General features: G+C 50.0%; 10 protein-coding genes. 4 read left to right on the top strand and 6 right to left on the bottom strand.

What is annotated here, in order from left to right:
* Window positions 1-48: 48 nt before the first annotated feature.
* A complete protein-coding gene (locus SNR34_RS15305; protein WP_486182328.1) occupies window positions 49-1,539 on the top strand; it encodes a glycoside hydrolase family 43 protein in 1,491 nt (496 codons plus the stop codon).
* A gap of 129 nt (window positions 1,540-1,668) precedes the next feature.
* Here SNR34_RS15305 and SNR34_RS15300 read toward each other — a convergent pair whose 3' ends face one another.
* The gene (locus SNR34_RS15300; protein ID WP_486182327.1) at window positions 1,669-4,584 is read right to left on the bottom strand and encodes a glycoside hydrolase family 3 C-terminal domain-containing protein; all 2,916 of its coding nucleotides are present in this window, start codon (window positions 4,582-4,584) and stop codon (window positions 1,669-1,671) included.
* 260 nt (window positions 4,585-4,844) lie between these two features.
* Entirely contained in the window at window positions 4,845-7,625 is a 2,781-nt protein-coding gene (locus tag SNR34_RS15295) for a sugar-binding domain-containing protein (RefSeq protein WP_486182326.1), read from the bottom strand.
* A 133-nt stretch (window positions 7,626-7,758) separates the two neighbouring features.
* Here SNR34_RS15295 and SNR34_RS15290 point away from each other — a divergent pair, with 133 nt between their 5' ends.
* Complete coding sequence (locus SNR34_RS15290; RefSeq protein ID WP_486182325.1) at window positions 7,759-8,586, top strand: helix-turn-helix domain-containing protein; 828 nt, start codon at window positions 7,759-7,761, stop codon at window positions 8,584-8,586.
* Between the two features lie 88 nt (window positions 8,587-8,674).
* On the opposite strand, the gene SNR34_RS15285 is transcribed toward SNR34_RS15290, so the two are convergent.
* Both SNR34_RS15285 and SNR34_RS15280 read right to left on the bottom strand, forming a co-directional pair.
* Complete coding sequence (locus tag SNR34_RS15285; RefSeq protein WP_486182324.1) at window positions 8,675-9,916, bottom strand: MFS transporter; 1,242 nt, start codon at window positions 9,914-9,916, stop codon at window positions 8,675-8,677.
* A 189-nt stretch (window positions 9,917-10,105) separates the two neighbouring features.
* The gene (locus SNR34_RS15280; protein WP_486182323.1) at window positions 10,106-10,996 is read right to left on the bottom strand and encodes a LysR family transcriptional regulator; all 891 of its coding nucleotides are present in this window, start codon (window positions 10,994-10,996) and stop codon (window positions 10,106-10,108) included.
* A 167-nt stretch (window positions 10,997-11,163) separates the two neighbouring features.
* On the opposite strand from SNR34_RS15280, the gene SNR34_RS15275 reads away from it, so the two are divergent.
* Complete coding sequence (locus SNR34_RS15275; RefSeq protein WP_486182322.1) at window positions 11,164-12,105, top strand: DMT family transporter; 942 nt, start codon at window positions 11,164-11,166, stop codon at window positions 12,103-12,105.
* 111 nt (window positions 12,106-12,216) lie between these two features.
* Here the strand turns inward: SNR34_RS15275 and SNR34_RS15270 are convergent, their stop codons facing one another.
* The gene (locus SNR34_RS15270) at window positions 12,217-12,681 is read right to left on the bottom strand and encodes a phage tail protein (RefSeq protein ID WP_343260611.1); all 465 of its coding nucleotides are present in this window, start codon (window positions 12,679-12,681) and stop codon (window positions 12,217-12,219) included.
* A gap of 31 nt (window positions 12,682-12,712) precedes the next feature.
* The gene (locus tag SNR34_RS15265) at window positions 12,713-13,192 is read right to left on the bottom strand and encodes a GyrI-like domain-containing protein (protein ID WP_486182321.1); all 480 of its coding nucleotides are present in this window, start codon (window positions 13,190-13,192) and stop codon (window positions 12,713-12,715) included.
* A gap of 108 nt (window positions 13,193-13,300) precedes the next feature.
* Here SNR34_RS15265 and SNR34_RS15260 point away from each other — a divergent pair, with 108 nt between their 5' ends.
* Window positions 13,301-14,263 (top strand): helix-turn-helix transcriptional regulator, encoded by a 963-nt coding sequence (locus tag SNR34_RS15260; protein ID WP_486182320.1) that lies wholly within the window; start codon window positions 13,301-13,303, stop codon window positions 14,261-14,263.
* The last annotated feature ends 28 nt before the right edge of the window (window positions 14,264-14,291 follow it).

Raw genomic sequence — 14,291 nt, 5'->3', positions numbered from 1 at the left:
ATGGTTTGAATTCTTATCAATGTGAATTTAGTGAGGTGCATGTTCGACATGAACTACAACAATCCCGTCATTAAAGGATTTTATCCGGACCCAAGCGTCTGCAAAGTAGGCGACACGTATTATCTCGTATGCAGTTCGTTTCAATTTTTCCCCGGCGTACCCCTGTTTGAAAGCAAGGACCTGATCAACTGGAAGCAAATCGGGCATTGCCTGACTCGGACAAGCCAGGTGCAATTGGCAACGGTAAGCAGCTCCGGCGGCGTTTTTGCCCCGACGATCCGTCATAACAACGGGCGGTTCTACATGACAACGACCAATGACACGACCCGGCAAAATTTCTATGTGTGGACAGACGATATTTACGGTGAATGGTCGGACCCTGTTTACGTCGATCAAGGCGGGATTGATCCCGATTTGTATTTCGAAGACGGAAAAGCATTCTTCATGAGCAACGGCACGGATGAGCATGGCGTGGGCGGCATCATTCAGTGTGAAATCGATATCGAAACCGGCCGCAAGCTGACCCCAGGCCGCGTGATTTGGAGCGGAACGGGTGGTCGTTATTTGGAAAGCCCTCATTTGTATAAAATCAACGGAACGTATTATCTCATGGCTTCCGAAGGGGGTACGGAGTACGGTCATATGGTCACATATGCGAGAGGAGACTCCCCTTCTGGTCCGTTTGAAGCCTATCCGCACAACCCTGTGCTGACCAATCGCAATTTGGGTGGTTACGAGCTGCAGGGCGCCGGTCACGGGGACCTGGTTCAGGATGATCGCGGAAATTGGTGGATGCTGCATCTGGGCTTCCGCCAGATCGGACGCTGGCTGACTTATCACCATCTGGGACGGGAAGTGTTTCTTACTCCGGTTACTTTTGGTGAAGATGGGTGGTTTACTGCAGGACAGGATGGCACTACGCTGACCAGCTTCGAAACCGACCGGATTCCGGACGCCGTCGTGCAACAGGAGAAAACGGTATATACGTTTGAAAATACGGATTGGAACCTGGATTGGTGTTACCTTCGTCACCCCGATCCTGAACAATATGAACTTGCGTCGAGCAAGGTTACGCTTAAAGGTACAGATATTACGTTGGATACGCCGCTATCCCCTACCTTCATCGGCTTACGTCAGAGAGATTTCAATGCGGTTATCACTTGCGACGTGACTTTGACGGACGGAGAAGCCGGCATTACGCTTTACATGGATGAAAATCACCATTATGACCTGGCCTTCCGCAAAGTCGGGAACGAGTACAAAGTGGCCAGACGGTTGAATGTCGGCGACATCAAATCCGTGGAGTCGGAGGAAAGTATAGGGACAAGCAATCACGCGACGCTGATTATCCGGGCAAGCGCTGAACGGTACGCCTTCCTGTTCAATTCGGACGGCAAAAATGTCGTTCTGGGGACGGCCCAAACCAGATACCTTTCTTCTGAGGTTGCCGGAGGATTTACAGGCGTACTTATCGGTCTATATGCAAACGGGAAAGGGTCGGCGGCAACGTTCACGAATTTTCAATGCGAGTATCATTGAATTCATATCGGTGATTTTCCGAGTTCCTACATCCAGCTAAGTTGTTAAGGTTAAAGCTAAAAAGAGGGCTGCCAGGGCATTGGCAGTCCTCTTTTTGAAATCGACTTTATGGTGCAGCAATTGCATGAATTACGCTAACATTCTAAACCAACTGAGCGAGATCGGACCTTGCAGTAACAGATATACATCGTGCCGTCCGGAAGGCAGGATCAATTCGCACGAAAAATCCCTCCATTCCTGATACCCTCCGGCAGAAATGTCGCATCTGCCAACGAGCGGTCCGTCCATTGCGTCAAGTCTGACCTCAATCGTTGCCTTTTCCGGACTTGCGGCCCGCAGTTCCATTATGCTAATACCTTCCTCCCACGATGCGTCCGCAAACAACAACCAACCCGTGTTTCCTATAACCTCGGTCGAACTTCCTCCCTCCCGGCATTCGCCGATCAAAACGCCGTGACATGCATCATAGTTGACGGCCCTTGTCAAAGACATCAGGTCGCGCGGAGGAATGGTCTCGGCAACGACCATGAGCTGTTCTTCCAGTCGCAGGTCAGCGGAAGAAGAACCGATGATCAAGGAATATCGACCGCTTTCGATGCAGAACCGCTCCCGAGTGACGTCCCAAATGCGAAGCGATTCCAACGGCAGGCGGAATGTGACCTCTCTCGTTTCGCCAGGCAGCAACGAAATGCGCTGAAAATAAGCCAATTGCAGAAGCGGTCGTTTCACCCGCGAAGTACCTGCCCTCACATATAACTGCACAACTTCTTCGCCTGTTCGCGAGCTGGTATTAGTCAGACGGAAAGATATATCAACCGCCGTGTCTTGCCCAAGCTCGACTTGATTTACGGACATCCGCAGCGCTTCATAGTGAAAGGCGCTATAGGAAAGTCCATGCCCAAACGGGTACAGCGGCGTGCCTTCAAAGTATTGATAAGTCCGTCCACCCTGAATAATGTCATAGTCCATGAACGGCGGCAATTGCTCAACAGAGGAATACCACGTCATGTTCAGGCGCCCGGCAGGATTGACGTCGCCGAACAGCACATCTGCAACGACCCGCCCAAGGTCCTGTCCCGCATGGGACGTATATAGAATCGCAGGGACTTTGGCCTGCAATTCGTTCAACGCGAACGGATAACTGCCGACGACAACCACGATTGTATTCGGATTGGCCTTCAGCACCTCCAGCACCAATGTTTCCTGCGAGGCAGGAAGCGTGATGTCAGGTCGGTCCATCGTTTCCTTGCCATTGATCAGCGGATGGTTCCCGACAAAAACAATGGCCGCGTCTGCTCCACTGGCAGCACGAACGGCTTCCTCTACGCCGACGCCTGCATACTCCAGCTCAAACGGTTCGGCGGTCGCTGCATTGGTTTTGGCCACTTCCGCCGCGCCGCCAACATTGATTTCGTTCGTTGTTTCGGCAGCGGTTCCGTCACCAACGACGAGTAATTCGGTTTGTTCGTCCACGTTAAGTGCGGTATCATTCCATGTGGAGATGGTAGCCAATGACTTGTTTGGATTCAACGGATGAATCAGGAACACTTCCTTGGTGAACCATTCCCAGATCCGGTCGGCTGAAGCGTAAACATGTCTGTCGTCCGTCGTTAAATACCGGCCATTTCGTTCCGCCCGTAAGGTATGGCTCCCCCATCCCCAATCGGTGGTTTCAAAGATATCGGCTTCTTCCTTGGTAACGCCGGAAGCCGCGAGCGTTTCCTTCCCGTCCCTTACGCTCCGTACATATTTTCCGCTTCGCGTCGACTTGAGTCTAATGCGGTCCGAGCCGCCTGAGAAACGGACCTCTGCTTCGTTTCCTTCTGTGGCCAGGCGATCCTTGATGCCCTGCAGCGGGCTGACCTCGTATGGAATCGTACCGCTGTACCAATCGCTGTAAACGGCATCGGCAAGTGGACCGATGACGGCGATTTTGCTGAGTTTGCTTGCTTGAAGCGGCAAGGTCTCTTTATCGTTTTTGAGCAGAACGATGGCTTTTTGCGCAGCTTCACGCGCCAGTTCGGTATGCGAGGATTTCAAAATATGCGACTCCCCCACCGCGGCATACGGATTTCGTTCCTCGGGATCGAATTCTCCCAGCCTGAATCGCACGCGGAACGTGTTCTGCAATGCCGTGTCGAGATCGTTTTCGGTCAGCAGCCCATCCTCAAGCGCCAAGCGGATCGCCTCTGTCACGACATTGGCCTCATCCGTTATACTGTCGATACCGCCTTCCCGAATCGACCGTGCCACGGCCTCTTTGACGGTGTCGACGTAATGATGATCCCTCATCGTCCCCGTTACATCAAATGCATCGCTCACCACGAAGCCGTTCATCCCCCACTCGCCCTTCACGACGTCGTTAACCAAGGGGCTAAGATTCGCAGGCACGCCGTTGATCGCGTTATACGCCGTCATCATCGACAGAGCTCCGCCTTCCTTAAACGGAATCTCGAACGCTTTCAAATAATATTCGCGCAAATTCCGCGGATCCAGGCTAACGGAGGCCTCTCCCCGATCAACCTCGTTATTGTTGCCGATAAAATGTTTCAACGTTGCGACCGATTTCAAATAAAAGGGATGGTCGCCCTGCATGCCTTTCACCAACGCTGCGGCTAATTTGCCGGCAAGCACGGGATCTTCCCCGTATGCCTCCTCGGTTCTGCCCCAACGCGGGTCCCGCTCCATGTCCACCGTCGGCGCCCATAACGTTAATCCGTTATGCTCCGGATTCCGCTGATAAAAACCTCTCGCTTCATCTCCGATCGCGCTTCCGATCCGTTGCAGCAAGTCCTTGTCCCAGGTGCACGCCAAACCGATCGGCTGGGGATAATTGGTCGACTCGCCAAGCCAGGCTATACCGTGAGCGGCTTCCGTGCCGTGCTTGTACGGCTTGATGCCAAGCCTTTCTATGCCTGCTTGATATTGTGGCATCAGTTCGATTTTTTCTTGCAACGTCAAACGCGAAATCAGATCGTTCACCCGTTCTTCGAGGGCAAGATCCGGATTCCAATACGGAAATGTTTTGTCCAAGTCTGTGTGCATGCCGTCACTCCTTCATTTCTGTCTGAATCGCTGTTTCACCCGTTCAAAAAGTCCATTCCATTTCAACATGATGTGAACGGGTGTAAACCGATTTTTGGATAGGCTCGAATATTCATTATACTTCACATCCGAGCCGCTCTTCTGGATTTTAAGGTCGTGAATTAGCATGATCTGGACAGCATTTCGTTAGAACATGATGTAAGCCGACTTTTCGCCTTGCAGGATGATATCTTTTACGAGCGTCATAGGGTTCGAAAACGTCAAAGCTGATCCCCATTTTGAAAATCCAGCTTGGTTTGCAGCAGTTGTTGCAGGTCGGCTGTGGCGGCCGAATTGTTCGGCTGAAAAGCATCGCCGCTCATGTAGGAAGCAATGCTCCGGCGCAGCTGCTTTGCCGCGGGCCTTGCGCCCAAATCGTTAACGATGTCGATTCCGCAGACCATAAGTTTGCCCGGGCCAACCCGGCATTCAAACAGATTGGTCAGCTTGCGGTTATGATAGAAGTTCGGAATCACCTGTACGATCAGCTCTGCGCTGCCGGGAAATTCATCGAGACACAACGACACGGAGCGATCCAGCAGCTCCTTCCAGTGATGTTCGGCATACGATTTCGTCGGGAACGAAGCAAAGACGGGATGGTGTTCATCGACATAAATGCCGCACGGATCTTCAGTGGCGAAATGCACAGGACTCCAAAAGACGGGAGTAAATTTGCCTGGAAAGGTATGATGAGCCTCGGCATTTACGGTATATAATACCGAGCCGCCGTCTGCAAGCCTTTGCTCGGTTTCTTCGTTCCAAACGTCCGTTATCCATATGTTTATTTGATCACGGGCAGTTTCTTCTTCCGAATCGCTGAATACCCAGATCGGCCACTCGTTCCGTATCGTTCCACCTTTGGATTGAATGAGAACGGTTAATCTTACGCTTGTTTTCACTTTATGAAAAGCGTTTGAAGAGATCGAGCCGATCGGAATGCCCGATCCTTGCCCGATATCCGATGTATGGATTACACCGTGGTCCAACACTTCGCCCTGCTCGTTCGCGATGCTCCATATCCAATCGCATGACCGCAAAACTTGGGGACCGAAATGGGCAATACACACTTGGGCGGAAAACGCTTCTCCGTGTGTGAAAATACGCTTCGGCATCTTCAGCAGCAGCACCGTTTCATTGCAAAATGTCCGGAATTGTTCCGGTTCAATCAACCCTTTGGACTCCCAAAACGCATTCAAAACACCGACCGTTGCCGTGCTCTGACCCGGAAAATCGTGCAGATCCAGCAGTTGAAACCCGCCTTGGCCCGGCGTTCGCAGCGCTGCTTCGATTTCTTCGCGATACAGTTGAAGGGCAAGCATCCCCGAGCCGTAGACGAACTTCTTAATGTCGCCCAGCATCCCTTTGCGCTCCAGATCGGCTCTAATCGCTTCCAGGTTAACCGGCCTGAGCACGCCCGTATATTTGTGGATTTCCTCCACGTCGGGATATACCGCATATTGGCCGATTTCATGACTCAGCAGCGGCACGTTTCGCTGCGCAACGGCCTCTCTGAAATCGAGCATCGTAGCGTCCGACAGTGCATCCGGAAAATATTGCCCCCTCGCACCGATTCCGTCGACCGTTTGTGCGCAAAACAAATCGTCCGCCGGGTCCAGCGGCCGGTCCCAGTTCGAGGTCAGCGTGTATACGCGCCGATCGTCATTTGCTTTCAACTCCGCAATGATGCGATGAAGAAGATGGAAATCCCCGTTTAGTTCATTGCCGTTGCTGAACAAACAAAACGATGGATGATTTCCATATTCATGAATAATGCGCCCAGCTTCCTTCGGCAAATAGTCGTAGTGTTCCGGGTGGGCACCAACGGGCGTATTCCACGTGTCCAACCATGCCGGCCCTTCGGCCTGCACATAGATGCCGAGCTGATCCGCTGCATCAAATGCGGCTTCAGGCGGGCACCATGAATGGAAACGAACATGGTTTAACCCATAGTCCTTCACGATTTGAAAAAGGCGCAGCCAGGCCGAAAGGTCCATTGGCGGGTATCCGGTCAGCGGAAAGATACAGCATTCCAGCGTTCCCCGCAGGAAGGCTGGGCGTCCATTTATTGCGAAATGGGTCCCCACGGCAGTAAACGAGCGCATGCCGAAACGCTGCTTTTGCTCTATTTTCGTGGATTCCGCTGGCGTTGTCACCGTCGACTCGACATTCATTTCATAGAGATGGGGACTGAATTCATCCCACGGCTGGACATGATCGTCCTGCATATCACAGAACCATTCGAAAGGAACCGAGCTGTAAGGGGGAAGCGTTGACTCATACGGATCGCTGTTCGTTTGAAGCCATTCGGAACACTCCAGGGACCGTACAGACAGCCGGGATGATACTTCCGCATGGCTTGCTGTCGTATTCGTCCACATTCCTGTTACCTTAATCAGGCTGTTGTGCATATCCGGAAAGATCCGCATTTCTTGCAGATAGATCGGATGCATCGCTTGCATTTCGATGCGGCCGATCATGCCGTTCCAGATCGTTTGCGTTTCATCGGTGTAGGCGCTTGGATGCTGGCCTAACCGATGAATATCCCGGTTATCGATACAGATCATGATTCTGTTGGTCCCGCCTGGCAGGATGAACGGAGTTACATCGAAACGATGCGGAACCGAAAGACTGTCCTGCTCACCTGCAAGATGACCGTTGACCCATAGGGTGGATTGGACCATAACCCGTTCGATAAAAAGAACCATGTGCCGCCCCGCCCACGCTTCCGGAACAAGAACCTCTTTTGCATACCAGGCCTTGCCTACATAGCTATAGCGCGGCCTCAGGGAACGCACGGTTTCGCGATTCATCTCGTCGCTCCAAACCCTCTCGTCGCCGATGCCGTTCTCCGCCAATGTGCCCGGAAGCTGCACCGTCCCCTTTTCATAGGGAGTGAGATCGCCGGACCACCCCTCCTGATGACCGATATCATTCGGATCCAACGCATATCCCCATGCTCCTGCCAAATTCAAACACGTCATTTCCTGCTGACCTTTTATCATTGTTCTACCTCCACACCAAGATGGCGAATGACTTGAACACACAAATCTTTATACTGGACATCCGGTGTTTATTGTAAGATAGAGCATATGGGAAAGGAATGATGATATGGCTGAAAACCCTAACAATCCTGCTATGGAAAAAAACGATGAACAATATACGCACCCACCGGGCATTCTCGTATCGGATTATTATCGCATGCCTTACGGTTACACGTGTTATCGACCAAACGGAACGAAAGACTGGCTGATTATGTATACGCTTTCTGGTAAAGGTGTGGTCAACCATGAAGACCATGGGTTTCTTGAGTGTGCGGAGGGGACGGTTACCATTATTCCGCCCGGGGTTAAACATCACTTTTATACAGAACAACATGAAGTCTGGGAGAAAATGTGGGCCCACTATACTCCCCGCATGGCTTGGTCGGACTGGTTGCCGGCAAGCCAAACAGACGGGGCGATTTACCACCTGCAGATCGACAGCACGCAGACTCGTGCATCCATTGAACATGCATTCCGCCGCATCCTCTCGTATCGCGTCGAGCCCGTAATCGCCTTTCAAGAGGAGCTTATGTTAAACGCCCTGGAAGAGATCATTTTGATTTTGGCCAGCCAGCATGCCGATCGAAAGCTTCTCGATCCCAGAGTGAAAGAAGTGCTAAATATTCTTGCGCTCCATTTTGCAGAAAACCATCTGATCGAAGATTTGGCGAATCAAGTATTCCTTTCTCCTTCCCGGCTGTCCCACCTGTTTAAAGAGCAGGTCGGAGATTCCATCGTCGCAACGCTGAACAAATATCGGCTGAAGCAGGCGGAGAAGCTGCTGCGTTATACGCAGCGCCCAATTACGGAGATTGCGCTGAGCGTAGGCTTTCACTCGCCCGATTACTTTACTCGAATGTTCACTCAATATTACGGCGTCAAACCGTCGCAATATCGTAAACAGCGCGCGGCATCCCTATAAACGGAACGTCATCTTTTGAAAAATGCTCCAGCCGAAATAAAAAACCGCTGAAACGCGGTTTTCTGTCCAAATAAAGAGCTGCGGTTGGTTATGCGATATCCTTGGGGATGACTCCGTCTTTTTCCTGCCCAAAGGGAGTATTCGGTTCATCGCTGGGTCTGGCCCACCGGATCAATGATCCCGAGATCATAACTCCGATAAGCACTGCAATCATTGCATTTAATAATCCAAAATGCTCTCCAAGGAATCCCAAAGCGGGCGGCCCCACCAACGATGCGATATAACCCGAAGTTGCTACAGCGCCTACTCTTGCCGCTGCCCCTTCAGGTTCATCCCCTGCTGCAGACAGACCCACCGGAAAACCTAACGAGGCTCCAAGCCCCCAAAGAACGACACCCATCGCAGACAGAATATAATGTTGACCCCAGATCACGAGCACCAAACCGAGAACGGCTGAAATGGCACATCCCGCAAGTACCCGCACTCTTCCATACCGATCCAGGATCCAACCGCCTGCAAAGCGCCCAATAGTCATAGCTGCAACAAACAACCCATAGATAAATGAGCCTGTTAGTGAACTAACACCATAACCATCGACCATAATGAGCGGTAACCAATCGTTCGCAGAGCCCTCGGCAAATGCCATGCCCAGAACCATGACCCCGATCAACAACGTTCGTTTTTCCGTCCAAACCTTAAGCTGTTTTTTGAACGCGCCCCCTTTGTGACCGACCGTCTGTGCAGGTTCCTTGCCTGTCGCCTCCGGAAGATATCGAAAGCAGTACCATAACGTAACGGCAATCAACAAGGCAAGCACGGAAAAGTGTACGATAATCGGAAGTTGAATCGCTTCTGCACCTACTCCAATGGCTGCCCCCGCTAATGTACCTACGCTAAAGAAGCCATGAAAAGCAGGCAGCAAAATCTTGTTCAATGCTTTTTCGACCGCCGAACCTTCCATATTCAGCCCTACTTCAGCCGCACCGAACCCGCACCCAAATATAAATAGGCCGACCATGACGATCGCCGTAACTTTTACGCTCGCGCCGATGCCAATAGCAACAAACCCGATGACGATCATCAAAGAACTTATCATAATGACCAAACGCGCACCTTTGCGGGCAATGACGGAGCCAGCCGCAAGCAATCCGGTGAGCGAACCGATGGCCAAAGCGAAAATAATGATTCCCATTCCTGCCGTAGACACGTTCAACGCATCCCGGACGGCGGGAGTTCGCGCTACCCAGGAAGCGAAAGATAACCCTGGCAAGGCAAACAACAGAAATAATATATTACGAATCATGCGCTGCTGATGTAATGCTGTCGTCATTTGTGTTACCCTCCTTTTCTTCGAATGTGGTCATGCATACTCCGACATTCTTTCTTTTTATATTTTTATAATACTTTTAATAAGTATTAATTTATATGAGATTGCTCTGGATGTCTACCTGTTTTTTCCGCAACTCATTGTTCGCAATCGGCGAGAATATGCCTGCCTCAAAGCAAAAAAGCCGCTAATTCAGCGACTTTCCACAGCAACACGTTCCCCGAAAAGATCGTTCTCCGATGGCGATAACGCTTGAACGAAGGATCGAAGGGTGTTGGTATAAAAAATATCTTTCCTGCGGATGAAGACGGTGGACACATTGTTAAACGGTTCAGGAATGCAGTATGCATGCAGCTTGCTATCATTGATCCATGGACTGACGGACGATTTCGGAACGATTGTAATTCCGATGCCGGCCGCGACGCTTCCGATGATCGTTTCAAACGTGCCGAACTGCATTACTTTTCGTGGAATGATGCCCTCGGCTTTTAACCAACCTTCCAGCCTTTCGCGATAACTGCATCCTTTATTGAATAACAATAGCGGTATCGTTGCGGCATCTTCGATCACAAAGGAATCACTCTTTGCCACGATGATGAGTTCTTCGCCAAAAACTTCATGGGATTCGATCAAAGGATGTTTGACCGGTCCGGTAATAAAAGCGCCATCCAGCTTCAAATTCAGCACATCCTGAAACAATTTCTCGCTGACGCCTGCATTTAAGGAGAGATCCACATGGGGATATTTTTCGATATATGAAGATAGGATCCCGGGCAAACTGATCAGTGACTCCACGATTCCGATGTTAAGAATGCCCGAAGGAGCTTCATCGCTTTGAAATGCACGTTTGATCTCGTCAAACTTGCTCAGAACCTCTTCGGCGTACTCCAGTAATCGTTTGCCCTCCGAGTTGAGCATCATTCCACGTTTATGTCTTATAAATAATTCTGTCTGCAGTTCATGTTCCAGCTGTTTGATTCTGGCGGTCACATTGGACTGGACATAATTTAATTCAACCGCAGCTTGGCTTACGCTGCCGAGTTCGGCAACCGTTTTGAAAATTCGCAAATCATTGACGTCCATTGCTCTTCCCCCGCGTCATCAGCCCTCATTCATGATACTTTCATTTTGAGCGTTCATCTTTTCTATCATTTTAAATGATGATAATGAACATTTTCAATCATTTTACTCTCCATTCGATCTCACGTATGCTAAATCACGTTGAATTGATTGAATTGGAGAGATTAGGTATGAGCAAGAAGGTTGGCTTGGGCACGCTGCTATGTTTGATTGCCAGCGTGTCGTGGGGGGCCATGTTTCCGGTGGCACACAGCGCATTGCAGTCCATGGATCCCCTGTATTTTTCGTTTTATCGTTATTTCTTTGTGACGATTCTTCTCGTCGCGCTGCTTTATTTTAAAGAGGGAAAAGCCGCTTTTCGATTCGAAGGGCAAGGCGGAAAGCTGTTGTTTTACGGAACGATGGGGTTTACGTTGTACAATTTCATGATTTTCTCCGGACAACATCTGATGGGAAATTCGGGCACGATTGTGGCCTCGATTATGGAAGCATTGATGCCCATGATTACGATTGTCATCCTTTGGTTCAGAAGCAAAGCGAAACCGGCTAACATGACGTTGATCAGCATAACCATTGCTCTCGTCGGTGCCCTGCTTGTGATCACCAATGGAAGCCTTTCGTTTTTTATCATGGCCAGAGAGCATCTACTCCCTGTATTTCTTATCTTTATGGGAGCTGTAGGCTGGGTCGTCTACTCATTGGGGGGAAGCGTGTTTCATGAGTGGTCCGTACTCAGGTATTCTGCGCTGACTTGTTTGCTCGGAACCATCGTTTCTTTCGTCATTGTTTCTTGCGCGTCTCTGCTGCACCTGCTTCCCGTCCCTCACTGGAATGATTTGCTTTCAATCAAGTACCATATGCTGTTTATGGTCTTGTTCCCGGGAACGATCGCTTTGCTAAGCTGGAATGCGGGCATGAAATGGCTTTCGCCTGTCAATGGCATTCTGTTCATCAGTTTGGTGCCTGTAACAACGTTCATTGTCATGGCGTTTCAGGGATATTCCATCAGCATGAATGAATTTTACGGTGCCCTGCTCGTCATTTTTGCTTTGATCCAGAATAATGTATATCAGCGCAAACCTTTGAAAATAAGCAGGTCAATTGACGCATAGCGGAAAGTTCCGTTCATTTTTATGCAAGAAGATTGCACCAGGTTTTCCCTGTACAAAAAGCAAAAAAGAGCCGCAAACGCTTGCTGCTCTTTTTCCGCATCGTCGATAAGATTAATATTCTCCCTTGATCACAAAAAACGAACCGCGGATCGTTCCGGCCAATTTGGACTTTTGCCGCGCAAACTTAAATTTCCCTTCAAGCTCTTGGGGAATCTCCATGCCATCCGAAAGCTTCAAACCGACGGCCCGCTTCTTGGGGTCATCCACCGTATACATCACATTAAGTCCAAGGCCGTCTTCATAGAACACGTAAGTAAATAAAATATTGTCTACTTGGAAGCGCGACGTCTCCAGCGGTTTGGCTGCAAACGTCAAATCACGCTCCTCCTTTAAAATGCGGTTCACGTAATCCAGCACGTCCTGACTTTCGCTTGCAGGCACAACCGTAAATTCATGCTTGTACTTGTTCATGAAATATCTGGCTTCATTGGCGCGCAAGCCCGCAAGAGCGGCAGCCACTGGCGACGATTCCAAACCAACCGTGGACACCTCTTTAAAATCAACGATATATGACATCTGCGTCTCTCCTTAAAATGTTTTCTCTTATTTATTTTCTGACAACCGGAATCCACATTTCGCCAAAGACCGTTCCGTCCCGCTGCCCCATCTCTACCGTCGTATTCGGTCCGCCGACATAGGCCACATGATCTGCTTCAGGCAGCGCTTGACCAAAGGCAATGCCGGTGAGCAGCTGGTTGAGCTCCTCCGCCGTCTTCGCTTCCCCTTTGACGACGAGGTATTCCCCTTTCGGAAACTGGATGACTCTCGTAATATCCGGCATGGATGCATCGGTCATGACACCCGCATAGTGCATCATCTTATTGTTTACTGCTTCGTTTACTGCAAAAATATAGTCGTTGGCGGCAATGGATTTTAACGCTTCAAGCTTCCCATTGTCTTCGATCGCCGTCCAGAAATCGGACTTCTCTTTGTTTATGCCGACATAGTCCGTATAGTCGCTTTTCAGCTCCACGCCGATCCCCGATACCGTAAAACTTTCTTTTTGCTCCAACGTATAATTTGCCATTTTTTTAACCTGCCTTTGTTTGGGTTTGATCAGGGCTTTGTCTTATCCCTTGATAGGTTTATAATAACCTTAAATCATGTCAGAAAATGAAACTGTTTAGGAGGCTGCATGAAAAAAGTTGAACGGATTAATACGATGATGCGGTATATCAACAATCGTTCCCGCTTTACCATCTCGGAAATCATGCGGGAATTCGATATTTCCCGTTCGACGGCCATCCGGGACATCAAGGAAATTGAATCCATGGGCATGCCGCTTGTGGCTGAGGTTGGGCGGGACGGCGGATATTTTGTCATGAACAACTCGGTCCTGCCAGCAGCCCGCTTTACCGACAATGAGATCAAAGCGCTGTTCATCGCCTTTATGGCGACAAGAAATCAACAGCTGCCTTATCTTCAGAGCCGCCAGTCTTTGGCGGAAAAGCTGCTTGGCCTTATTTCGCAAAATCAGCAGGACGACCTTGTCCTGTTGAATCAACTGCTGCTTTTTGAAGGAACGAACCCCCATCATCCCGATCTGCTTGACCTTTCGGATCTTCCCCATCCGATGCTGGAGCAAATCATTCACATGCTGCTTTCGGATCGCTGTTTGACGGTTGCCGTCCAGGAAGGCCAGCAAATAAAAACGGTTCAGCTGTACCTTTTGCATCTTCATCGCGAAAACAGTCTTTGGCTGATGGAGGGCTTTGATTTAATGGAGGAACAGCGTCGGATTATCCCTGTCGATCACGTTGTAGAGGCCGAACCGTTTCAACCTAAAAAAAGGGTCAGCGCAAAAAAGATCATGGAAGCCTTACACGAGCAGAAACAAAAAAGCAACCTGACCCTTGAGCTCGGCCCCAAAGCCATTGCGCAGTTTCGCAAATACCATCCCTTGAAAGCTTCGCTTGCTTATACCAATCCGTTCCAGACCACGGCGCTGCTCAAAATGTATGTGCAAGTCGATCATCCCGAGGAGCTAACCGAAATCGCGAACTGGCTGTTATTTTTAGGCGAAGACATCCAATTCAAGGAAGTGCCTGAAGAGGTGTTGTACAGCGTAAAAAACAGGCTAGGGTCATTCTGCCCTTAAGCAGGGACCGGGCATGCGGCTGACCTTT

This window comes from Paenibacillus sp. XP01, assembly GCF_057364885.1.
This window is presented reverse-complemented; position numbering and strand designations above follow the sequence as displayed.